This is a genomic window from Calothrix sp. CBUCES-K 9914 (assembly GCF_059640475.1).
In genome coordinates this window covers 1-22,705 of record NZ_JBXXZH010000082.1, presented here as the reverse complement: position 1 = coordinate 22,705, position 22,705 = coordinate 1, and the positions used below count along the sequence as shown (strand labels likewise).

General features: G+C 37.6%; 28 protein-coding genes. 13 read left to right on the top strand and 15 right to left on the bottom strand.

The window, feature by feature from the left end; translation table 11 throughout:
* Positions 1-57 precede the first annotated feature (57 nt).
* Positions 58-264 (bottom strand): hypothetical protein, encoded by a 207-nt coding sequence (locus AC2JBO_RS19405; RefSeq protein WP_496955291.1) that lies wholly within the window; start codon positions 262-264, stop codon positions 58-60.
* A gap of 513 nt (positions 265-777) precedes the next feature.
* Between AC2JBO_RS19405 and AC2JBO_RS19400 the strand changes: the two genes are divergently transcribed.
* Together AC2JBO_RS19400 and AC2JBO_RS19395 are read left to right on the top strand one after the other, a co-directional pair.
* Positions 778-1,458 (top strand): tetratricopeptide repeat protein, encoded by a 681-nt coding sequence (locus AC2JBO_RS19400; RefSeq protein WP_496955290.1) that lies wholly within the window; start codon positions 778-780, stop codon positions 1,456-1,458.
* Between the two features lie 303 nt (positions 1,459-1,761).
* A complete protein-coding gene (locus AC2JBO_RS19395; protein WP_496955289.1) occupies positions 1,762-1,986 on the top strand; it encodes a hypothetical protein in 225 nt (74 codons plus the stop codon).
* Here AC2JBO_RS19395 and AC2JBO_RS19390 read toward each other — a convergent pair.
* On the bottom strand, positions 1,973-2,206 hold the full coding sequence (locus AC2JBO_RS19390; RefSeq protein WP_496955288.1) for a Nif11-like leader peptide family natural product precursor: 234 nt from the start codon (positions 2,204-2,206) through the stop codon (positions 1,973-1,975). The genes AC2JBO_RS19395 and AC2JBO_RS19390 overlap by 14 nt on opposite strands.
* Positions 2,207-2,543: 337 nt before the next feature.
* Here AC2JBO_RS19390 and AC2JBO_RS19385 point away from each other — a divergent pair, with 337 nt between their 5' ends.
* A complete protein-coding gene (locus AC2JBO_RS19385; protein ID WP_496955287.1) occupies positions 2,544-2,777 on the top strand; it encodes a hypothetical protein in 234 nt (77 codons plus the stop codon).
* A 101-nt stretch (positions 2,778-2,878) separates the two neighbouring features.
* Here the strand turns inward: AC2JBO_RS19385 and AC2JBO_RS19380 are convergent, their stop codons facing one another.
* Both AC2JBO_RS19380 and AC2JBO_RS19375 read right to left on the bottom strand, forming a co-directional pair.
* Positions 2,879-3,118, bottom strand: a complete 240-nt coding sequence (locus tag AC2JBO_RS19380; RefSeq protein WP_496955286.1) for a CTB family bacteriocin — start codon at positions 3,116-3,118, stop codon at positions 2,879-2,881.
* A gap of 447 nt (positions 3,119-3,565) precedes the next feature.
* On the bottom strand, positions 3,566-3,691 hold the full coding sequence (locus tag AC2JBO_RS19375; protein ID WP_496955285.1) for a hypothetical protein: 126 nt from the start codon (positions 3,689-3,691) through the stop codon (positions 3,566-3,568).
* Between the two features lie 68 nt (positions 3,692-3,759).
* On the opposite strand from AC2JBO_RS19375, the gene AC2JBO_RS19370 reads away from it, so the two are divergent.
* The 5 genes from AC2JBO_RS19370 to AC2JBO_RS19350 all read left to right on the top strand — a co-directional run bounded on the left by AC2JBO_RS19370 (position 3,760) and on the right by AC2JBO_RS19350 (position 7,621).
* The gene (locus AC2JBO_RS19370; RefSeq protein ID WP_496955284.1) at positions 3,760-4,107 is read left to right on the top strand and encodes a hypothetical protein; all 348 of its coding nucleotides are present in this window, start codon (positions 3,760-3,762) and stop codon (positions 4,105-4,107) included.
* A 527-nt stretch (positions 4,108-4,634) separates the two neighbouring features.
* Positions 4,635-5,492: an AcrVA2 family anti-CRISPR protein gene (locus AC2JBO_RS19365; RefSeq protein WP_496955283.1), complete on the top strand. Its 858-nt coding sequence runs from the start codon at positions 4,635-4,637 to the stop codon at positions 5,490-5,492.
* A 477-nt stretch (positions 5,493-5,969) separates the two neighbouring features.
* On the top strand, positions 5,970-6,281 hold the full coding sequence (locus tag AC2JBO_RS19360) for a hypothetical protein (RefSeq protein ID WP_496955282.1): 312 nt from the start codon (positions 5,970-5,972) through the stop codon (positions 6,279-6,281).
* A 110-nt stretch (positions 6,282-6,391) separates the two neighbouring features.
* Positions 6,392-6,886, top strand: a complete 495-nt coding sequence (locus AC2JBO_RS19355) for a hypothetical protein (RefSeq protein ID WP_496955281.1) — start codon at positions 6,392-6,394, stop codon at positions 6,884-6,886.
* 273 nt (positions 6,887-7,159) lie between these two features.
* Entirely contained in the window at positions 7,160-7,621 is a 462-nt protein-coding gene (locus tag AC2JBO_RS19350; protein ID WP_496955280.1) for a hypothetical protein, read from the top strand.
* A 112-nt stretch (positions 7,622-7,733) separates the two neighbouring features.
* Here AC2JBO_RS19350 and AC2JBO_RS19345 read toward each other — a convergent pair whose 3' ends face one another.
* Complete coding sequence (locus AC2JBO_RS19345) at positions 7,734-8,213, bottom strand: hypothetical protein (protein ID WP_496955279.1); 480 nt, start codon at positions 8,211-8,213, stop codon at positions 7,734-7,736.
* 394 nt (positions 8,214-8,607) lie between these two features.
* On the opposite strand from AC2JBO_RS19345, the gene AC2JBO_RS19340 reads away from it, so the two are divergent.
* A complete protein-coding gene (locus AC2JBO_RS19340) occupies positions 8,608-9,105 on the top strand; it encodes a P pilus assembly/Cpx signaling pathway, periplasmic inhibitor/zinc-resistance associated protein (protein WP_496955278.1) in 498 nt (165 codons plus the stop codon).
* Between the two features lie 77 nt (positions 9,106-9,182).
* Here AC2JBO_RS19340 and AC2JBO_RS19335 read toward each other — a convergent pair whose 3' ends face one another.
* Both AC2JBO_RS19335 and AC2JBO_RS19330 read right to left on the bottom strand, forming a co-directional pair.
* Positions 9,183-9,437, bottom strand: coding sequence for a WGR domain-containing protein (locus AC2JBO_RS19335; RefSeq protein ID WP_496955277.1), 255 nt, complete (start codon positions 9,435-9,437; stop codon positions 9,183-9,185).
* Positions 9,438-9,449: 12 nt separating this feature from the next.
* A complete protein-coding gene (locus AC2JBO_RS19330; protein ID WP_496955276.1) occupies positions 9,450-9,668 on the bottom strand; it encodes a ribbon-helix-helix protein, CopG family in 219 nt (72 codons plus the stop codon).
* A 137-nt stretch (positions 9,669-9,805) separates the two neighbouring features.
* Here AC2JBO_RS19330 and AC2JBO_RS19325 point away from each other — a divergent pair, with 137 nt between their 5' ends.
* Positions 9,806-10,720, top strand: coding sequence for a hypothetical protein (locus AC2JBO_RS19325; protein ID WP_496955275.1), 915 nt, complete (start codon positions 9,806-9,808; stop codon positions 10,718-10,720).
* 299 nt (positions 10,721-11,019) lie between these two features.
* On the opposite strand, the gene AC2JBO_RS19320 is transcribed toward AC2JBO_RS19325, so the two are convergent.
* Complete coding sequence (locus AC2JBO_RS19320; protein WP_496955274.1) at positions 11,020-12,210, bottom strand: glutathionylspermidine synthase family protein; 1,191 nt, start codon at positions 12,208-12,210, stop codon at positions 11,020-11,022.
* Positions 12,211-12,236: 26 nt separating this feature from the next.
* The gene (locus AC2JBO_RS19315) at positions 12,237-13,421 is read right to left on the bottom strand and encodes a hypothetical protein (RefSeq protein WP_496955273.1); all 1,185 of its coding nucleotides are present in this window, start codon (positions 13,419-13,421) and stop codon (positions 12,237-12,239) included.
* A 942-nt stretch (positions 13,422-14,363) separates the two neighbouring features.
* On the opposite strand from AC2JBO_RS19315, the gene AC2JBO_RS19310 reads away from it, so the two are divergent.
* Both AC2JBO_RS19310 and AC2JBO_RS19305 read left to right on the top strand, forming a co-directional pair.
* Positions 14,364-14,942 (top strand): hypothetical protein, encoded by a 579-nt coding sequence (locus AC2JBO_RS19310; protein WP_496955272.1) that lies wholly within the window; start codon positions 14,364-14,366, stop codon positions 14,940-14,942.
* Positions 14,943-15,050: 108 nt separating this feature from the next.
* Complete coding sequence (locus AC2JBO_RS19305; RefSeq protein WP_496955271.1) at positions 15,051-15,395, top strand: FkbM family methyltransferase; 345 nt, start codon at positions 15,051-15,053, stop codon at positions 15,393-15,395.
* Between the two features lie 279 nt (positions 15,396-15,674).
* Here the strand turns inward: AC2JBO_RS19305 and AC2JBO_RS19300 are convergent, their stop codons facing one another.
* The 3 genes from AC2JBO_RS19300 to recD2 all read right to left on the bottom strand — a co-directional run bounded on the left by AC2JBO_RS19300 (position 15,675) and on the right by recD2 (position 19,769).
* Positions 15,675-16,325, bottom strand: coding sequence for a glutathione S-transferase family protein (locus tag AC2JBO_RS19300; RefSeq protein WP_496955270.1), 651 nt, complete (start codon positions 16,323-16,325; stop codon positions 15,675-15,677).
* 306 nt (positions 16,326-16,631) lie between these two features.
* A complete protein-coding gene (locus AC2JBO_RS19295; protein WP_496955269.1) occupies positions 16,632-17,411 on the bottom strand; it encodes a hypothetical protein in 780 nt (259 codons plus the stop codon).
* A gap of 114 nt (positions 17,412-17,525) precedes the next feature.
* Complete coding sequence (gene recD2, locus AC2JBO_RS19290) at positions 17,526-19,769, bottom strand: SF1B family DNA helicase RecD2 (protein ID WP_496955268.1); 2,244 nt, start codon at positions 19,767-19,769, stop codon at positions 17,526-17,528.
* 126 nt (positions 19,770-19,895) lie between these two features.
* Between recD2 and AC2JBO_RS19285 the strand changes: the two genes are divergently transcribed.
* A complete protein-coding gene (locus AC2JBO_RS19285) occupies positions 19,896-20,705 on the top strand; it encodes a pentapeptide repeat-containing protein (protein WP_496955267.1) in 810 nt (269 codons plus the stop codon).
* Between the two features lie 124 nt (positions 20,706-20,829).
* Here the strand turns inward: AC2JBO_RS19285 and AC2JBO_RS19280 are convergent, their stop codons facing one another.
* From AC2JBO_RS19280 to AC2JBO_RS19270, 3 genes are all read right to left on the bottom strand, one after another.
* Positions 20,830-22,023 carry a WD40 repeat domain-containing protein gene (locus tag AC2JBO_RS19280; RefSeq protein ID WP_496955300.1) on the bottom strand — a complete coding sequence of 398 codons (1,194 nt, stop codon included), beginning with the start codon at positions 22,021-22,023 and terminating at the stop codon, positions 20,830-20,832.
* Complete coding sequence (locus AC2JBO_RS19275) at positions 22,023-22,352, bottom strand: hypothetical protein (RefSeq protein ID WP_496955266.1); 330 nt, start codon at positions 22,350-22,352, stop codon at positions 22,023-22,025. Before AC2JBO_RS19275 ends, AC2JBO_RS19280 begins: the two co-directional genes overlap by 1 nt.
* Before the next feature lie 70 nt (positions 22,353-22,422).
* Positions 22,423-22,705, bottom strand: a 283-nt coding sequence (locus tag AC2JBO_RS19270; protein WP_496955265.1) for a Tn3 family transposase, incomplete at its 5' end; no start/stop codon positions are given.

The window sequence follows — 22,705 nt, the reverse complement described above, 5'->3', positions numbered from 1 at the left end:
ATTATATTGCCAGCAACTTTTAATTTATTTTAAAACACGCTCTATACTCAAAGAAATCTATAAATAGGTACTCAAGTAAAAACTAATGTTTTCTGGGCTTTCTTCAGCTTCTAAAGCCTCTACTAAGGAGGGAGCATCTTCTTTTTTTAGAATTTTAACCTTTTTACCGTTGTAGTAAATAACTATATAAACACTATTATTTTCATAATCATAAACCGGATAATTACAGGTATAAACCGGAGATTTATTAACTTTTTTGTTCATTTGTTACCTTCCTAGAGACCCTGACTATAATTATATAAGCATTCCCATGCATAAGTTCTGCTGACAGTATAAATCAATGTATTCAAACAATCGAATGATATGGATGAAAATTGGTTTTGTTCTAGGTAAATATTCATACTCAAGGGGAAGAATGACCTGCATCGCTGGCGTTAAAATTGTAGTACCATCACAAAGCTGAAGTTAGCCAAACGTGAGGGGTTAATTATCGATTTCCGGGTAGAGCGAGAAGGTGTGTATCAAATCAAACAGAATAGAGCTTTCTATTGGGACATAGTTTACGAGCATAAAATTGAGGAGTATTTCGCGCGTTTGTGATTAAATGTGGGAAAAGGCACCGACAACTACATTAATTAAATAAAAGGTTTGAGCTTGTTCTCTTTAGAACAACTGTTATGTCACTCCTGTGGAACGGCACCGTGCTGTTATGGTGCATAATTTTAATAAGCCAAACATAAGTTTCATTGTAGATAATAGCGGGAATGTATATTAAAAATGAAACAGATAATAAAACGAATATTTTTACTTCCTTTGTCTCTGATGATTTGGGTTTTTGCTGCAAATAATATACAGGCTATACAAAACAACCAAGACAACATGAATGCCGAAAGATATCTAGAAAGGGGTATTGTAATGTTTGGACTTGGAGATTACCAACGAGCAATTAAAGACTTCACGCAAGCAATTAGTATCAACTCAAACTATACAAACGCTTACATTGCTCGAAGTAATGCATATCTAGTTTTAGAAAAGTACCAAGAAGCAATTGCAGATTCTAATAAAGCAATTCAGCTTAATCCTCAAAGTTCTGATGCATATAATAGCCGATGTTATGCAAAATCTCGTGGACTAAAAAAGTATCAAGAAGCTGTAATAGACTGCGACAGAGCAATTAAACTTAGCCCAGACACTATCGATAGTGCTGCTTTTTATTCTAGTCGCTGTTATGCTCGTGCTGGTTTTGGGGATAAAAAAGCTTTAGACGATTGTGAAAAAGCCATAATACTAGACCCTAATTATATTTATGTATATGAAGATAGAGGTCTTGCTCGTTTGCTGATGGGAGATAAAAAAGAAGCAATAAGTGACTTTAAAGAAGCAGCAGAAAAATTCTCTCAAAGAGGTGATAAGGTTAGTTATCAAAGAGTACAAAAGTTAATCAACTCTCAAAAATAGTTAATCTGGATTTGCAGTGTTGTACAAATATTTGGATGTAAGGGTAAGCCGCGCGCTTTCAAGTGGGATGAATGATTAAACTTGATTATGCGTAGTATTTGAATATTGGTGCCAATTATTTTACCTACAAAATCTTAAATGTTTAAGTATCTAAATTTATAAATATCTAGATACGTACTCATGACAGGCGCCACACTGTAAGCCTATGCGAGAATTTAAGGGGGAATCAATAATACTACCTGCCCAACAGCAATATTATCCGTTTGGCAGAGGCGTTGCAATGGCATAGAGATAATGTGTTTAATGCTGCATGAAGAACTAGTAGCCACCGAGGAAGTTACCGTTCCCCCTATTGAAGCGGCACCATCTACCCGTTTGTTTTCCCACAAGGTAGTGAGTGGCGCCACTCAATCAACCAGCATTTCAGCCAGCAGAGCGTTATTAATAGCGCGCGCTTCTTCATCAGAGCGCTCTAATGTGTCAAAAGCCTATCCTCGTAGAATTATACCTGAAATTACCTTGGGATAATGTGAAGTCTAGGTGCGACCCCTGGATTCACAATAGCTGCCAACTCCTCAGAAGACATTTTGCTCAGTTCAGTCTGTAATTCTTCAATTGTGAAGTTATAGCCAGCAAGATTAGCAATGCTGATAAATGCTTCTGAGTCAGTTGCTGCTTTGAGCTTTTCCTTTAATACTTGATCTTGTTTAACGGCTTTGAAAAATTGGGCTGCATTTTTATTTGTCATGACAGTCTATACTCCTGTTTGTAATATGAGCGGTGCGATTCCTTATCAGATCAAAACAGCAACACCAAAGCATCTGCCTGCTTGCATTATTTTCTCTTTATTTGTGCTTAAATTTAAGATTTCACTCCTATTAATATTCCACACTTCCCATTTCGACCTAAAAGAAATTGAACTTCAGGCTGAAAACTGCGGATGAAAGCAAGTTATATTTGCTTTAATTATCAATTTACCAGGTGCTAATAATCGAGTCTTTTTTTGAAACTAATCTTTACATTTTTGTTTCAATACTTAATTAATTGCCCATTATTGGCGCAACTGAGTTGTACCAATAATCGCGTTGGGTTCCTGGTCGTTACGTAAGATACTAATAAATCGGTCGTATTCGGCACCATGTTTCATTAGTAGTTTAGATAATAGTATTATTGGTTATCGAGGTTTATCGTTGTCTGAACTGCTGTTAATCTCTGAAGCAAAATATCCACATAACCAGCTTAAAGAATCAACATCTTGCTCTAATGTTTTTACAGTGCATTTTAATACTTTGATGGCGCCGAACTTAATTGTTATCTAAGTAAAAAATATCAAATACAAGTATTATTTATATAGACAATACTTAGAAAACAAAATTTATATACGATCAACTCGGCGCCAGTTTTAAGCCGGGAGCAGCTACTACTTAGCAGTTATTGGGTATGTAATTTCGCAACCTGTATCTTGATTAGTTACGTTATAATTACCCTGGAAACTACCAAAATTAACAAAACTGGGTTGAGGGAAACGTAAGTTTTGTCCTTTGAAAATATCTGGTATAGGTTCTAAAGTCTTTGTATTACTTGCAAAACCGCCAGCTACAGTATCAAGCTCATCATTTGATAGTTCAAATGCATTAATATTCTTAGTTAGGTTATTCATTGCCTATTTTCCTTTTGTTGTTATTTTCCGCAGCGCAGCTTGTGATTCTGGTTACGCACTGCTTTACTCATACGTAAAGATTAGATGTTTTGATTTCATAGATACATCGGAAGAAAGTTTGAATTACAACATTCCTTTCTACATCTTTATATGGATATACTTATTGTTGGAAACTTCTACGTTCTGGTGCCATCAACTTCAGAACAAAGTTAAAACTGACGGTGCCTTTATCAATTCATGTTTCAGATAAATTGTAACCACGCTTATTATGTGTCAAACTCACAAAGAATTTCAAATATTGGCGCCAATTACTTTACCGATAAAGTTTTAAGTGTTTAAGTATATAAATGCACAACTATTTAGATACGTACAAAGAAGAGGCGCCTCTCATTGTAAACCAATGTAAAATTACTCAAAACCTTACTCAAAGCTGGTATTCTGAGTAGGTTAACATTTGTATCTTCCAAAAATGGGATTTTTAAAGCTTTGTAAGTTACGTTTTTGGTTAATTGCTTTGGCACTGTTGGGATTGACGGCGCCTTCATCAAAAGCTGCTATGCTAGAAACTAGCATAAACATTTTGAGGTAATTAGGCGCCTGATTCTCAAACAAGTAAAAAATATTTTAATTTTCATTAATTTATGCGAATAATATTAATTGCTGATACTATTTTTGAAATAGGCATTGGTTGCATATTTCTTTTGTTTCCAAGCTTGATTGTAAAGAATAATGAACTAGCTATTTCTTTTCTACGGGTAATAGGATGTGGTGCAGTGGCTTTGGGGATTTTGAGCTTTTTAATGTTAACCTTAAAAGAATCAAAAGAATTAAAACCAGGATTAACTACTTTATCTGCTTTTCATTCTCTAGTAACATTAGCTCTGTTTTCAAACTTTACTAACAGCGTAACTAATTCACTTTTGATAATTATACACTTATTACTTGCACTGTCGTTTGTTAGTGTGACATGGAAACAAATCTTGTCATGAGCCGCTGCCCATATACAAAGAGCGTGAACCTAACCACTCTAAAAACTGACGGCGCCTTCATTAATAAATGTTCTGATTGAATTGTAATCACGCTTAGTATGTACTAGACTCACAAAGGTTTTTTTATATTGGCGCCAATCACTTTACAAGAAAGAGTTTTAAGTGTTTAAGTATCTAAATTTTTAGGTATCTAAATACTTATAGGCGCCATTTGGTACGTTGGCTTTGATAAAATTTATTTTCAAATAGAAGAAGATTGTATTTACTTTGAGTATCAATCAGGTAGCAAGACGAGTTTAAAAGATAACTTTGCTGTGAGAGTTACTCCCAAAGGTAAAATTACAGGCCAAGGGTCTGTTTCTCACAAAGGAACAATTGAATATATTCTTAGGTGGTATAAAATCGCTACTGGAGAAATACAAACCAACCTATCATCTAAATTTATTGACTCCCTGATTTATGATGATTAGAAGTGGTTATAAGGTATTAGAATAAATACGGCGCCTGTATTTGTATGATAAGTCAGTATGAGTAAAAAGCCTAAAGGATGGTTCCAACAGATAGTTCTGCGTCCACTTATACATGTAAAGGGGTATGCTTCGTATGAGAAAGTAATAAGTAATATAGCTAATATTTATTTTTCTGTAGGAGAAAATTTTGATATAGAACGTGCGGTATGGGAATATCCAAAAGAATCAATGTATATCAGCGCATATACAATGTACAAAGTAGCTGAAGCAAAATGTCCTACTTATTATGTCTCTAAAGATTTATTAACAGGGTTAATGCAATCAGATTTATCAGTAGAAACTGACACTTTAAATTGGGCAATGAGAACAGGGATTTTTATGTTACCGGAAGGCGCCATATTATCCCCAGAAAATCGTAGTATGCAAGCGATATATTGGTACTGTGATAAGGAACACGGTTTACTATATTGGGCTGCAACCGATGGTTTATCTTCTTTTTGTCGTCGATTTAAATTAATTGAAAATGAAAATAGATTTTATTATATTGATACGGCTGAGATAGAGTCCGAAAAAATATTTGAATTTAATACTTATTTACAATCTATATTTTTACGATTACTTTTAATAATGGAATGTCGTCCAGAGTATGTGGAGACAACAAGCGCGCGCTTTACTATTAATAAAGGTTTTTCTAAAAAAAATGATAAGGACTACTACGAACCATTATGGATAGGGAAAGAATTTAAATTAAAGAGAGAGGGTAATACTGAAAATACAGGCGCCAGTACTGGAAGTTCCAAGAGCGTACATTGGCGCCGGGGTTATCTTCGTAATCAAGCTTACGGTGAAGGTAGGCAGAAGCGAAAGTTAATATGGATTGAGCCAGTACTTGTGATGGGTGGTGCCGATAATTGATGAGTGGCGCCGAAACTTTGATAATATTTAGTGACGCGCAAGCTTGTTAAAAACATGATTTTATCTACTTACTTACCCCCCGTATCTGGTTTGCTTATTTGTGGCAAGTGTTTGGAAGGACAAGTATTAATTAATTATGTTCAAGAATTTGGTCTTGAGGATGAACACATTCCAGCTTCTTCTCGACTCATGATATTTTCTTCAACTAATGTACTTGAGTCTTGCTCGGTGGTCATAACAGTCACCTTTAATTAAAGTGTGTTTTTTTAAATCCATGCTCAAAGCTACAAGACAATAATAATTACATTACTGTAAGGGGTGCTAGTAGCATTGGAACAGAAAACTGGGTTAAGCCGTGTTACATGAATGTTGTCGGTATACCCATAATATTGCCGTTTGGCGCGCTTATACTTCCTATTTTTCTCGGCAATGTTATGCTTTTAATACCTGTAATGCAAGCCAGTCCTTGATTGCAGCTTGACTTGGCTACAGGTTGGGCAAACATTTACGGTGGATAATGCTGATTACTACGTTATAGAAGATAAATGGACAATTGTTAGCATTGATTATCCAACCATTACCTTTTCTAACAAAAAACATTGGTTGGTGGATACCGCTTATGTCCAGCCGTTTTCGACAGAGACTGTTATTGGCACAGTTGAAAGCGAGACTGATATAACAGCAATCATAGCTCTTAAATTTACCCGTTTCAGTTGTGAAGAAGCTATTTTGTTAGAAGGAGAGCAAGCTAGCTACCTCAAGAGTATTGACCCAGTTATTTATCTTTGAACCATTTTGAATAGGCGCCCCTGTTTAAGTAACAGTACTTGCAGGCGCCAGCATATTGGAACATTAATTTATTAATAACTGTCTTTTGTGGCAGTTTTGACAATAAACTGATGATTAAAATCTTTACAAAATCTTCATCGATTGCTTATATATCTGCTGCAATTACAACTTTATTAGTATCTCAAATAGTAACAGCCCAGGCGCCAGTAAAAAAACGAGAGGTGCCGAAAAAACCAGCAGTACAAGTATATCCTGGTAATCAGGTAAAAACATACCCTGCGAATAATAACTTACCAATAGTAAGTTTAATTACAATGCAGGAAGCTACCAAAAATTCTGGCTATTTGCGAATAACGGAAGCGAAGCTAACAACTTATGGAGAGTTCGCAGCAAAAACAGGACAGTACAAAAAAATATATTCAAATGAGCGAATGATATGGATGATTACTGGTTTTGTACCGGGTAAGCATGTCTCCTCACGAGGAAGAATGACCTGTATTGCTAACGCTGCCATTACTGAAGTTATTGATGCTGAAACTGGTGATAGTTTTGGTCGAAGCATTAAGTGTCCACCAGGGAATGATAGAAGTACTTTGTTCCCATAAATACGATAGATAGGATTCGAGGCGCCTGTTACAACCGCCAATTTTAACTAACCAGTACAGCATCGTTAAAGCAATTCACTGCGTGCATGTAACGCAATTTCCTTCGGACATGAACGTAATTATGTTTTGCTTCGGGGGATTTTGACCCCAACGCAAAACACGCAACCGATAGAGGATGGGGAATTAAATCCCTCTAACTTGTTAATTGGGTTGCAAGTGGCGCCTTTAACTGAGTCACGCTTATAATTACTTAGCGTTCAATATATACTGATAATGTCTAAAGATAAGAGTGAAGCTCAACTAACACAAGCCGATAGACTTTTTGAAATGCTTCTTTACTATTGTAAACAAAGAAGTCCAGAGGGACTTAATTCAATATTTGACCGTTTACCTAGTCAATCAACGAAAGTATTACTAGAAGCTGCCGTTACTGCTCTTAATGATGATGTTGATTCTCTTGCTTGGCTATGTGGTTATATGGCTGACGAAATTAGTTGTAGATCAGATAATAATAAAGAGAATCTACCTATTACAAAACTATCAAAGGTGTTTATTCAACTAGGCATGGCGCCGTTTGTTGATTTTATGCCAAACTATTTTGGTCAATTTGCGATTACCAATGTAGATAAATTTGAAGCACTACCTTCAGATATTAAAGCAATGTTATCTTCTGAACTTGGTTTAATGGAATTTTCACACGATTATGTAAAGGCAGCAAGTGAGGAATTCAGGTAGTAAGCTGGTATTTGTATAGGCGCCCTTTAACAACTGTAACACGCTTGCGCCGATATATCTACATGGCAAGTATCTAGATACTTAAAAATGAGCGATATTTAAACGGCGCCCATCAATCTACAAGCATTTCAGCTAACAGCGCATCATTGATTTGTTGTGCTTCCTCGGTTGAACGTTCCAAAACATCAAAGGCGCCGTTTATAGCTTCTTGTACTTTACCTGGTAATGCATCAAATTTATCAGTATTAATTATCGTGATTCTACACCCTGTATATGGCATAAAATCAATAAACGGTTTCATCTTATGTTTAATTAGCAACCTAGATAATAATATTATCGGCTGTCGGGGTTTATCGTTGTCCGAACTGCTGTTAATCTCCGAAGCAAAGTATCCACATAACCAGCTTAAACTGTCAGCATCTGTATTTAATGCTTTGAGAGTACCTTGTAATACTTGGTTGTTTAGTTTTACAGGTAGGTTGTCAAAAATTTTATCTAGCGCTTCTGGTTCCCGGCGCCGAGCATGATTAACTGCTTGTTCAACAAACTTATCAACTTTGGTAGGTTGAGATTGTCCAAATCCTTTCGACATAGCCCCTGTGAAATATAAGCAAGTTCACTATAAAAATGTTAGCCTATTATTTGATTGATTCACTTTGAGATTCTTAGGGGAAAGTCCAAGAATCTTACACCACCTTGTAGTGTTTACTATAAGGTGGTTTTTATCTGATAAGAAACGCGGTTCTTCAAGTTGTTTGGGGTTGCGTGAGATGGGCACCGAAAATGTCATTTTGCATCGCTTGCTCCTTTAACATGTATATTATCCTACCCAGAAGATATTTTTTAGTTCTTATGTTCTATTTAAAAAATATTTTAAGTGGTAGGAAAAAAGTCATAGTATAAAGCATGACTTTTATCTCATTACGTTAGCAGTAGAAAGTTTTTATGATGATGGCGTAAACGACCAGGAAATTTATCTCCCAAGTATGATGAAAATCAATAAATTTATGCCTTTCTTAGCAGGCACCGTAGTTTTGAGTGTTACTGTAGCTCCCTTAATTGCAAAAGCTGGCATAATTCATAACGGTCGCGCGCTGGTAGCACAAGCTCAAGAAAATGAACACGGAAGAGGGGAAAGAGGTGGTCATTGGGCAAAATTGAATCTTAGCGACGCACAAAAACAACAGTTGCGTCAAATTGAACAAGATACTAGAAAGCAGATAGAAGGCGTTTATACACCAGAACAGCTTGCAACACTCAAAGCAGCGAGGGAACAGCACAAACAAGGACAACATGGTGGTCGTCGCAATGTAATGAAATCGTTGGATTTGAGTGATGCTCAAAAAGCTCAAATTAGGCAAATTCGAGAGGCGCAAAAAGCTCAGATGGACGGCGTTTTAACTGATGCCCAAAAACAGCAACTTCAGCAAGAACGCGCGCAATGGCAGCAGAAACGCCAACAACGACAACAGCAACAGCAATAATTAATACTAATAACGCAAAAGGGTAAAGCTAATTTTTACCCTTTACTTTTAATTGATACAAATGTAACAACCTACTACTAAATATTTATCTTTTCGTATCCTCTGCACAGGCGCCTCTCTTCTAGCTTCTCAAAAATCTCTATACCTTGTTGATAATCTGGACACTGTATATCTTGAGATTTACCGAAACCTCGTTTTACAGCACTGCCCCATGTTTTGGTGATTATCCAGGCACCGAATATGTTCTGACATAAAGTTAAAACATAAAACCGCGTATTTTTACGCCATTTTGACTCAATCCAATTGTTTAAATCGTAAGAAGTACTATACATAAATATAATTTATTAACTGACATCGCGTTCTTGCTCGCGCGCTAAATATTGTTCAAGTGCTTCACGAACTAAATCAGGTACAGTGCATTTCCTATCGGATGCTAATTTTTTCAGTCCTTCTTTGATTTCTGGATATACCACTGCTTTGACCTGCTCAGTTAAAGGTACATCCCGACCAAAATTCAATTTATATTTAGTTCCGAAATCTGGATTTCCTCCAACCCTTGCCATATGCTCTCTCTACTTACATATACGCACTAATTATATCTTGCAATGCTTTTAAGATTTGTTACAAAATTATTGCTACTGTATAGAACTGTACACTACTAATAGTAAGATTAATGGTACAAGTTTAACCGTAAGAATTTATGGGTGTTAGTTATCAAACCAAAAGTACAGGTGCCTCACTTCGAGTAAGAGAATCCGGGGCGCCGTATGGAACAAACAACGATAATCAACCTACTGAGACTGAGATTATAGGCGCCCTTGAACTCACCTATGATGAACAGCGAGAACGTGACCGTCTAGAAAAGTTGGTTGAAAGAGCTTTCTATGAAGCGGGTCGAGCGCTGTTTCAGCTTCGCGAACAGAAGCTATATCGTAATACCCATAAGAGTTTTGACGATTATTGCCGTGAACGGTTCGCATTTACAAGGCGCCATGTTGATTACTTGGTCGCAGGTTCACAGGTAGTAGATAACTTGATTGAAATTTCTGGTTCCCAAGTTGAAATTCTAGAAACGAGAACCAATGGTTCTCAAATTTTGCCGACCAACGAACGTCAAGTTAGACCTCTATCTAAGTTGGAACCATCAGAACAACGAGAATGCTGGCGCCAAGCAGTCGAAGAAGCTGGTGGAAAGTTACCTTCGGGTAAAGTTGTTAAGAGTATTGTAGATAGAATACGAGAACGGACTAAAATTCCTGTGCCTTATACCGAAGGTGAAGTTTGTACAATTATTACCAAGGATAATCCAGACCTCAAAGGGAAAGGTGGTCATTGGTGTATTGTTAAAAATGTATATGAGTTTAGTTGTTCTGTTTTAACTTGGGATGCAGAGTATATGGTAAAGCCAGAAAATCTTAAAAGCTTAGATATGTTAGAGGATGATACCGCTGCAATGCAGGAGTTATGTACTCGGTTACGGCGCCTAAATAGTATCGATAAAATAGACGATATTGAGCGTTCTGTACTCCAAGCAATGGGGCGCCGGAATAAACCTTTAACAGCAGTACAGGAGAACTTACTGTCTTTGATCGAAAAAGCCTATGGAGTTGGGTAGATTTATAAATGGATAATTAGATATAGGTTATAAGTAAATGCTAAATGAACTCATTAAAATAGTAGTCGATAGTTCTGGATTAACTAATCAACTAAAAATAGCTGAATAGGCAAAATTAAACAAGATTAATCCGTTTGATATGGGTAGTAAAAACTATCAAAGATGTTTGTATGATTTGGGACTAGGCGGTAAATACCATGAACTTGAGTACAATGAAGACGGTACTTTGAAATATCAGTAGTATATTAAAGAGTCCCTCATTATTACTAGCAATGATAAGTCGAGGCACCTCTCACTACTTAGTACCCAATAGGTATAAATTTAGAGTTATTGCTGATTACATCTTTCCCGATTCGAGCTGCAACACCTTCCGGTATACCGTTGATAAGGAAGCAAGAAAGCTGTAGTTTATATTCTTCGTCTTCTATATACACGCGCGGTAAATCTACATACTGCTGATACACTTTAGCGTAATGTGTATATTCGGGGTCTGAATTAGTAATTACTTCATAGGCACCTTTAACTATTTCCACTTCTCTACCTTCTCGTCCCCAAGTCGGTTTTGCTACATATGGTGGTTGGATTTGATCTGGCGCCATGAAAGTTGGTAAAAAGTGGCTAAAATCTACCAATTCACGACTAAAGAAATCACTTCCCAACTCTGTAATCAGAGCCATTAGAGCTTTATTTTGTAAAACAAAAGAACTAACTGGATTGATTAAGGCGACTTTACGCGCGTAAGCTAGTGGTTCAAAATAATCCCACAAACTTACTTTCGATTCTGGGTCTTCATCTTCAACCATCCATTCAGTAGGATAAATACGGTATATAATATCAACGATTTCTCCATTCTTGTCGTAACAATAATGTTCGTCCATCTCCAGATTCTCAACAGCACAGAATCGAGATTTGTATTTGCACAAAGACCTGAGATACTCAACAGTACCAATATCTTCCGGCGCCTTTGATAATGCAGCAAAGATGATATTACACTCATGGGGCGCCTTACCCAAATATTTAGCCGACTCCTCAATATATTTATTAAGCTCGCGTTTGAGTACTGCTTCTGCATTGATATTCGGGTCAGCTTTACCAAAATGCGACGCGACAATACCGTTCATCTTAAAAGTTTCTACTATGAAGGTGGCAACTTCGGCGTTACATTCTAGTAAATAAATATTTTCATCGGTAACGGCAAAATCACAGCGGGCAATAAACGGCGCCTGTGTATTACTTCTAATTAATCGCAGTGTTTCCTCTGGGTAATCAAATTCTTCTACAAGCGTCTGGTCATCAAATCGTTTCATCACCTCGCGTGCTTTAGTTAAAACTTGCCACACGTTAGCTGCCGCACGCCGAACTCTTTCTATCGTAGAAGGCGCCACTGTTAAAACGTCGTAGCAAGCGTAATTATCAACATCGTACCAACAAAATATATCTCTGTACTGTTCGTAAAACTTACGTCGTTCGTTAATTAAAGTATTTAGCATACGCGCGCCTATCTATTAAATATTTATTAAGAACTTGAACCACCAGAGCGGAAACTACCAAAACCGCCAGCCCTACTACCAGGAGCGCTACGATAGTGTGAATCTACGTGAGTACCGTCACTCTTCGTGTAACTTCTAACAAAAACTCTCGAACCACTATAACTTCTGTAACTAGAATAACTAGGGGAGCTATAGTAACTGCTACTTCCTGTACTGCTATAAGTACTACTTGAATTATCACTCTCGTTAGGAGGCACCGAAGCGAGTTGTGTATCAGCAGTCTCTTCCTCTGGGGGTGGGGGTAATAAAGCTGTGAGTGTTTCTGGTTGTGTAATACCAGTGAGAGAAATACTTTGCGTGCAGGAAATTTCTGAACTTAAATTTTGAGATGTACATTTCTTAATGTCGTCGATAGCTTTACTAACTTCGCGATAATTGTTCCGATAGGCGCCTAACTGTGATTGAAGTTTAGTAGATACATGACTATCGGCTCCGACTTGTGCTAATAAATTAATCGCTTGCTGCCACTGTGATTTGGCGTTAAGTAAATCAGGTAATGTAATCGATGTTGTATCTTTAGTTAAACTAAATGCTTTATGTGCCGTCTCTACAGCGGTTGTAAAGTTTTTTAAAGATTTTTCTTCACCTGTGATGAATTGACCAACATCATTAAAATTACGCTCAACTGCGGTTATTCCAGACTTTGCAGAATCAGAAACAAATGTGCCTGCTGGAATTTTTTTAAGTAGACTTATTGCTTGCTCCCACTTACTTCTAGCTTGTTGCCAAGATATGGAGTAAGTTTTATTTTGAACTAGATTAGCGGCTTCTGCGTCTAAACGTTGTGCTGTTTGTAAATTGCTTAAAGCTTCATCCTCAATTTGAATTTTAGAATTAAGTTTTGTTAAAATGTTGTTGAGTTGAGATATTTTGTTTTGAGCGTCTTGATAAGGATAACCAGGCAAATGAGGAACTTCTTTGAGTTTGGTAATACTCTGCTCTATAGTATTTTTATTTGATTTTAAAGATTCTAAATTAGGAATATTATTAATGTTAGTGTTGTTGCTGGCAAGAGTTTTTACATCGGCAAGCGTTTTTTGATGCGCCGAATAAGACGAAGCAACTTCAATTATTTTACTAACACCAAACCAGCCTAATATGACAAAGATTGCTATAGCAATCCAGTTTTTCTTAGTTTTCTTATCACCCATGAGTTTTATAATAACTTCTCTTATCGTTTAGTTATTATTCCCATTTTCAGTACCAAACTAACATCTATGTTTAATGCAATACATATAAACGTGATTCTATACTGGAGAAGATTGTTTTTAGTAATGGCGCCAGTTGAGGAAAAGCTAGGGGTCTCACGTATTTTTGAAGACTCTATAATATATGAGTACTACTTACTATAGAAATAGGTATCTAACCAAATTGTTTGGAAAATCTTAAATATGGTGTAAGCGCGTAATTTCAAGTCACACTCCCCCGGTACTACACCCCTGATAAGCTATTAATGCAGGAGCGAAAGCTTTATACAGTAAGCTTTTTATAATAGTCATCAAAATTGTTATTTATTCATTAAATGAGAATAGTAATTATTTTTCTTCTTTTCTAGGCGCCTGATTTAACTGGGAAACCCATGTTGATATGAATTTAATCTCTAGTTAGTAGTGCAAAAGTATTAAAATATTTAATTGTCTTCCTATCTTTGTTCAGTCAAAATTTACAGATTTTACTAAAACTTTTGGCTCTTCTTCCCAATACCGCCAAAACTCCATATAAAGAGAGTAAAGTAAGTAAACCAAGCATTAACCCTCTTTTGTCACTCTCGTAAAACAATAATCTCAGGCAAAAGTTGAAAGTTAAGACCAGTCTAAGTTTGAGCGTTTATTTCCCAACAAAAACTAAAAATTGTAGCTAAAACAGGAGAATTCAAGCTCCGTAAGCCTTTCAGTAACTGCCTTTCCCCAAACTGACAAAAGAGGGTTAAAGATGGTTCAGATACTGGAGTGATTGTTGTCGAAGTGTAAGTAATACCAATAGGACGTGCGCTGAGAGAACTTAGAGACAGGCGCCTGTATCGTGATACCTATAAGACTTTTGAGGAGTATTGTAGAAATAGATTTAACTATAACCGTTCCCGGTCATATCAATTGATTGATGCCGCAACTGTTGTGGACGTTCTCCAAAAATGTCCACAATTTGTGGACATTTTACCAACGACTGAGGGACAAGTTCGCCCCTTAACTAAGCTAGAACCATTGGAACAACAAGAATGCTGGCACCAAGCAGTCTCTGAAGCTGGTGGAAAAGTTCCGTCGGGTAAGATTGTAAAAAGCATTGTGGACAGAATCCGAGAACGGACTAAAATCCCTGTGCCCTATATCGTAGGTGAAGTTTGTACAATTATTACGAAAGACAACCCAGACCTCAAAGGCAAAGGAGGTCATTGGTGTATCGTTAATAATATGTACGAGTTTAGTTGTTCTGTTCTTACTTGGGATGGAGAGTTTATGGTAAAACCAGAAAATTTAAAGAGTCTAAATTTATTAGACTCGGATACAGCTGCGATGCAAGAATTATGTTTGCGGTTACGGCGCCTGAACAGCGTCAAAAAAATAGATGATATTGAACGTTCCATACTCCAAGCAATGGGAAAAAGAACCAAACCATTAACACCAGTGCAAGAGGAAGTTTTAACTTTAATCGAAAAAGCTTATGGGGTTGGGTAAGATGGTGGTGCCATTAGTTTCGAGGAGTACTTACTGTGCTTAAAAGGCGCCAACCATACCGTTTAATTGAGGCTGCTAGTGTAATAAAAATTAGAACAACGAGAGGTAATGAATCAAATTATGAGCAATGATATGGTAGAATACCTTTTTCAAAACCAGGAAGTTATTGGTACACTTAGAACTTTATCTTCTGTCATTGATGAATTAGGAATGAATACTATATATTTGTTAAAAATAGATGTTGAAGGTGAAGAATATAAAGTTTTGCAAGGTATCAATCCAAATGATTGGAGCAAAATTAAACAAATAGTTGCTGAAGTACATGACATTGATGGTAGGATGGATAAAATTCAATCACTTCTTAAAAATCAGAGCTTTAATATTACAATTGAAAAGAATAGTTTAATACCTGATAATCTTAATACCTTCAACTTATATGCTGTACGCACTTGAATGCTATCGCTCTAACTATACTTAATTTTTGTTTTTTTAAATATTAGATTTTAATTATATTATCCAGCCATTTTGGATTACTCCACAATCTCCTCTTCAACGGCGCCGAGTGTTAGCTCGTGTGGTTTTTTCTGCTATTAAACCAGTGGCACCGCTTCTTAAGATGTTACTTTCTGTTACTGTATAAAGGCGCCTTTTACCTAACCAACGGTATCAATAAGCTCATGTAAGTCAATAGCGCTCAAGAAAGTATATCCTCCTTGAACATCGTTCCCAACCTTAACCTGCCATCAGCTTCGCAAGCGCTGGACGCTCGCTGCAACGCTTTAACCAACCTGTAATGTTGGGGAACGGCGCCAGTGAAATGTCCATCGTACTAATCCAACCGACAATGCCTTGCAGATGGGTATCCGCGAGGCTGTAGTCACCGAGTAAAAACGATTTTCCCTCTAGCCCGCCTTCGAGAATTCTGAAACAGACGGCGATGTCAGCCTTTGCTTTCTCCAATGCGCTCTCACTGCGTTGCTCAGGGTCTACCCAGTCTAACGAGTTCGGCTGAACCGCTCCTTCACTGTTAATTGGCAGCGACGCGAATAATCGTCCGGCTGCTTCAGCGAGTGTGACGTTGCTCCAGGCAATCCACTTCATCGCTTCGCCGCGCTTTGGACCAGGCACCGGGTACAGCTTGGCATCCACGCCGAAGACCTCACCAAGATACATTGTGATGGCGGATGACTCCCAGATTGGCATCCCCTCATGCACAATTGCGGGGACTCTTCCGTTTGGGTTGACCTTGAGGAAGTCAGGTTTTCTGGTATCGCCTGCGCTCAGGTCGAGCTTTATACGCTCACATGGTATGTCAAGCTCTGCGAGAACTGCTTCGGTGATGCTGGCGGTAGACATGGGGGCGTAATAAAAAGTAAGGCTCATTGCTTATTTCTCACGAAGGAAGAATGACTTTAAAACCTAGCACACGCAACTGTAATACATTATTACCATACGACGCATACCCTGTTAACAATTATTTAAATACTGGAACGTTACAGAATGAAAATGTAAGTCTGACGTTAGTTCAATAGGCGCCTATTTTAACGATGAGGTAATTATTTTTACAAATCTTGTTCATCTACGGCGCCGAGTGCTTTGAGTGTGGCTAATTCTTGGGCAGTTAAACCAGTGGCGCCTGATTTGAAGTCGTAATAAGAATAAGCGGTTCATTACTAGAAGCGGTGCCGACTACTCTTCTTCTGGTTTTTTGCTGTAAGTAAGTGTTTTCATCACGGAGGTGTCTATACTGCTACTACCTCCGGTAGTTGTTTGAGTACCAAAGTCATGCATTTTTATTAATGGTGTTTCGGATGGACTTGAAAAGCCAGCTTCTCCAGGGTCGTTCATGGCTCCCTTTGTAGGTTTTCTTGTGTCTTTTAAATTACTTGCAAACTTGTTTCTGCCCATTTGTCCGCTAACCATCAACTGTCCATTTTCAGCGAGAACAGCGCTCACATCTGGATTTACAGGATTGAAACCGTATGGATTAATAGCATGTACTGCATCAAATACTCCGGGTCGGAAAGGTGGGCGGTTTGCATCTGCTAATACGTAATCTCCTCCTGCCTGAGATCCATGCTTCGCATCTTCGGGTTCACGTTCTAAATTTATACTTAGACCTCCAGACGAAGGCATTGGATTTCTTCCAGCGCCCAAGTTTAAATGTAGCCCCGATCTGTTTTGATCTTCTGGATCATCTGTTCTTTGTATAGCCTTTGTGAGTTGAATTGGACGAGAAACTAATGTATTTTTTTGTGTTGTTTGCTCTGAAGTGTGCATTTTACCAAGATGATGACCGTAATGTTCTGCTCGCATTAAGGATGTGTTGAGATTTTTTTGATACTCCTGTTTTACTGATGAAGATTGCATTACAAATGGTCGTGATTGCGACATCCCTTTGCTTAGAGTAGTAGATGGCGATGTTTCGCCAAAAGAATTTTTTATTTGGTCATGTTGTCTTGAAATCATAAGTTACGCTCTGCTTGCTCTTTGTATCCATTTTACACAACAGCACGGTACAGCAGGTGTCTGAGTATCTGAGTATCCGAGTATTTAGGTATCTAGGTGCAGTTTTTAATATACTTAGGAAAGTATATTATTCAGAGCAAGTCTATGTTTTAATTTTGTATATCTTTCTATATGGCGGTTGGAATTTACAGCTAGATTTATTGCTTTAGAGGCGCCGACAACAACAGCAAGTCTTTTCGCGCGCGTTAACCCCGTATAAAACAGGTTACGCGATAGCATCATGTAATGTTGAGTATATAGGGGTAAAATTACCACAGGATATTCGGAACCCTGCGACTTATGCACACTGACAGCGAATGCAAGATTAATTTCATTTAAATCACTGTAGTCATATATAACTTTACGTTCACTAAATTGAATAACAACTTCTTGATTTTCGGTATCAATACAAGAGATAAAACCAATATCACCGTTAAAGATTTCTCTGTGGTAATCGTTGGTTAACTGGATTACTTTGTCGCCTTCTCTATATATAAGGTTGCCCCAAGTGATTTCGACTTTATCGGCGCCAGGAGGGTTAATTACCTGCTGCAACACATTATTCAAATTATAGGAACCAACGATTCCACGTAACATTGGACATAATAACTGTACATCTGTGACAGGATTGAATCCAAGAGACGGGATAAAATTAGTAATTAAATTAGTTATAATTTGTACTCCTTGTTCAGGATTATAACCTCCAGTGTGCCAGAGACAATCTGATGTAATAGTATCTGCCTCAAAATCTATAGGGTCTAATGTAGGAAATTCTCCATTATTAATTTGATGCGCGCTTCTAATAATTGCGCTTGCAGATGCTTGTCGAAACACCTGAGTTAGTCGAATTACAGGAAGCTTGCCAGAATTAATCAAATCAGCGAGAACTTGACCGGCGCCTACCGATGGTAGTTGATCAATATCTCCAACAAATAATATCTGGGCGCCATCGGGAACAGCTTTCATCAAACTATATGCTAGAAACAAATCGAGCATACTAGCTTCATCCACTATTAAAGCATCACAATTTAACGGGTTTCTTTCATCGCGTTTGAAACCCATACTTTTAGGGTCAAACTCTAACAACCGATGTATTGTTTTAGCTTCTAACCCCGTCATCTCCATCAATCTTTGTGCTGCTCTTCCAGTAGGCGCCGCAAGTGCAATCTTCTTACCCATAGCCTTCCACAATTGAACAACGGTACGTACCGAAAAGGTTTTACCCGTGCCTGGTCCACCCGTAATTATTGAAACTCTGGAATAAGCAGCTATTTCTACAGCATCTTGTTGTTGTGGTGAGAGCTGCATTTTACGGGATTCAGAAAATTTTTCGATCCAGGTGCGAACGCGCGGTACGTCCTGATTTAATGGGAATAACAGGCGCCTGTTTAGTAGTACAGCTAAATTTTGCTCAGTATGGAAGAATACAGGTTTGTAGCAAATCCACTTTTGAGTCTCAGTATCAATTTCTGTAATTATGTCGCCTTCGTTAGACATAACATGAATGATAAATTCAATTGCATCTGTTTTAGGTGAATGGTCTTCTGTTCTGAGAAGTTGAACTGTTTTTTGTACTAGTTCAGACTTAGGTAAATAACAGTGTCCATCTTCTGCTGCTTGAGTCAAACTATAAGTAAGACCAGCTTTATATCTAAATTCCGAGTTGGAAGGTACACCCAAACCGTGAGCTATTTTATCAGCGGTAATGAAACCTATACCATATATATCTGTTGACAATTGGTAAGGGTTGTTTGTAACTACGCCAATAGAAGCGGCGCCATACTCTTTATAAATCTTTACACAGTAAGTAGTCGAAACATTGTGAGATTGTAAAAATATCATTACCTCTTTGATGATTTTCTGTGCTGCCCAAATTTCTTTAATACTTTCTATACGCTTTTTAGGAATACCGGGAATCTCAGACAGGCGCCCGATATGATTATCCAGAATATCTAATGTATCCAAACCAAAGTGAGCAACAATACGTTTTGCTGTGGCTGGTCCAACACCTTTAATCAAACCACTGCCTAAATATTTTTCTATTCCCGTTAGCGTTGCGGGTTTGGTTTCTTGGTAAAAAGTGATTTCAAATTGGGCGCCGTATTTAAGATGTTCCTTCCAAATCCCTTTTACTTCAAGCGTTTGACCTGGCTGGATATTCGCAAAGTTTCCAACGATGGTGATAAGTTGCTTGGCGCCATTACATTTAAAGCGCGCAACTGTATAACCAGATTCCTGCGAGTAATAAGTTAACCGTTCGACAACTCCTGTGAACGTTTCTTGCTTGGGACTATCTAGTTGGTCAGGTACAGCTTGCATTGTTGAATTTTAAAAGCACCGGAATAATCTATTAATAGTACATTTTAAAATATTTCTGTACTGTCAAGCGTGTGAGCGGAAATTTTTGCAGGTGCCGTACTTTTTCAACGTAGTGAACAACAGCAAGTGGACATTAATTCCCGCGAGGAAGCGATGCTTGCTTATTTTAAGCATATCTCTGAACTACTGATAGATAAAGAATTGAAACTGCTAATTACTAAAAAACAAGAAGATGCGAATTTTAAAGACCCTAAGCTAAATGCATTATTAGACGCAGCACGCGCGTGTACTTTATCGATATTATTTAGATTAACTCAAGATGGAGAACGTAAAGGACGTATCATCAGATTTTTAAGTGATGCAGGATTGATAGGTGAGTTAGATTTAGAGCAGGCAAATTTGACAGGTGCCAATCTAAATAATGTTAAACTCAAAGGTGCCAAACTAGGCTATGCAAAATTAAGCAATGCGAACTTAAGTCTTACCGATGAGCGTATTATTAAGAAAATCAGAAAAAATTTAGAAAAGAATTTGCCTTTAGAACCAATTTGTGCTGATTCAGGAGTACAACTATATTGCGCCGATTTACAAAACGCTAATCTTGATCGACGTTTTCTACTTGGTGTTTGCTTAGAAAGCGCCATTCTCAAAAATGCTAGTTTGAAAAATACTTATTTAACTGGTGCTATCTTAAATAACGCTGACCTAAGTGGCGCCGATTTAACTAATGCTATCTTAAATAACGCTGACCTAAGTGGCGCCGATTTAACTGATGCTATTTTAAATAACGCCAACCTTATAGGCACCGATTTAACTGATGCTATTTTGAGTAATGCTGACCTAAGTGGTGCCGATTTGACAGGTGCTACCTTACCAGATGGCAGCAAATATCAATCTCCAGAACAAATGAAACAATTTTTAAAGGCGCCGATTTAACCGATGCAATTTTACCAGATGGCAGCAAGTATCAATTTCCAGAATAGATTAAACAATTTGGGGTACTGTAAAGAGCAAAAAATTAGTAGTTGAGGCGCCAATTCAACCCGACGTTTAATTATTGTTACAAATCTTGTTCATCAACGGCGCCGAGTGCTTTAAGCGTGGCTTTTTCTGCGGCGGTTAAACCAGTGGTGCCTGTAATGTTCATACCTGCATAAGGTTTATTATCTAACGTCCTGATACAGTTACCTGATTGAACATCCCAAATCTTGATTGTTTCATCTAAACTACCACTGGCTAAAAGTTTTGCATCCGAGCTAATAGCGACTGACCATACTGAATTTGTATGACCTTGAAGAATATTTAAGCATTCTCCCGTAGTAGTATCCCACAACCTAATTGTTTTATCGGCGCCACTGCTAGCTAAAAGTTTATCCGTAGTACTAATTGATAGTATTCTGTTAGTATGTCCCTCTAAAGTTATTAAGCATTCAGCAGTATTTATATCCCAAATTTTAATAGTATTATCACTACTGGCGCTAAACACATTGATGTTGTTTTTGCTAAATAATACAGTATTGACACCACTAGTATGACTTTGCAAAATGTTTAAGCATTCGCCTTTACTAATATCCCAAAGTCTAATAGTATTATCATCACTGCTGCTTGCTAATATTTTATTATCATGACTTATTGATACTGACCATACTCGACCTGTATGACCATGTAAAGTTTTAATAAGTTCGCCAGTAAATATATTCCATAAGTGAATTGTGCTATCACCATGACTACTAGCTATAAATGTATTATCATAGCTAATAACTACTGAGTAAACAGCGCTGGTTTCTCCTTGTATATGTACATACATAGTTTTCAAACATTTTTGTGTACGTATGTCCCATAATTTCACTCTTCCATCACCACTACCACTAGCTAATAATGTGTTATCTAAATTAATTGCTATTGACCAGACTCTACTAGTATGTTCTTGTAATCTTGCAAGGCAATTTCCAGTGTTAATATTCCATATTTTAATGCTACCGTCATCGCCACCACTTGCTAAAAATTTATTATCTGTACTTAAGTTTATAGAATACAAAAGGCTAGTATATCCCTGTAGCGTTTTTATACATTCTCCGTCATGTACATTCCAAAACTTAACTGTAGAATCACTGCTAGCACTAATTAAGTTTTTACCGTTAGGATTAAAAGCAACTGACCAAACAGAACTAGTGTGTCCCTGTAAAGTTTGAATACATTTTCCAGAATCAGTATCCCAAAGTTTTATTGTTTTATCAAGGCTACCACTAACTATTATTTTACTATCAGGACTGAAAGTAATTGATTGTACTTACCCCCCATATAACCAACCTTATCCTCTGTAAAACCGCGCGTTCCTTGAATCACTTCAACAACAGACTCAACATCACCTACCATCGGCGCCATCAAATCCAAAACAGCTTTAGATAAAGGCACCTTCCCAAACGTCTCCCTCAATTTCTCCAAAGGTTCCGTAATAAATCCCTGTAACGGTGCCCCTACATTTCTACCAAAATAAGAAGACCAGGTGTAACTAGTCGGTGCCCCATTACCCAACTCGGAGCGCGCAAGCTCAGTAAAATCATTAGGGCAGGAACGTGCCAAAACGGGAAAATTGTACGCTAAGGAATAAAGGCAAGTCTTTAAACCCTTGCCGTACAATAATTTCAGCCAATTAGGGTTTAGATTTTTTCACTCTCAAAGAGCGTAAGTTATCAAGGGTACTTGCCGACTTCAAATTCCAAACATAATCACCAGTTAGGTTGATATGTTCCCACCCCATTGGTGATAAATGTTGCAAGTATTTGTCCGGGATGGTCTCACCCTCCGACTTTAACCAATTAACCGCATTCTCCAAATACACGGTATTCCATAGCACAATCGCTGCAATAACCAGGTTCAACCCGCTCGCACGCAAACGTTGGTCTTCATACGAACGGTCGCGAATTTCCCCCAAG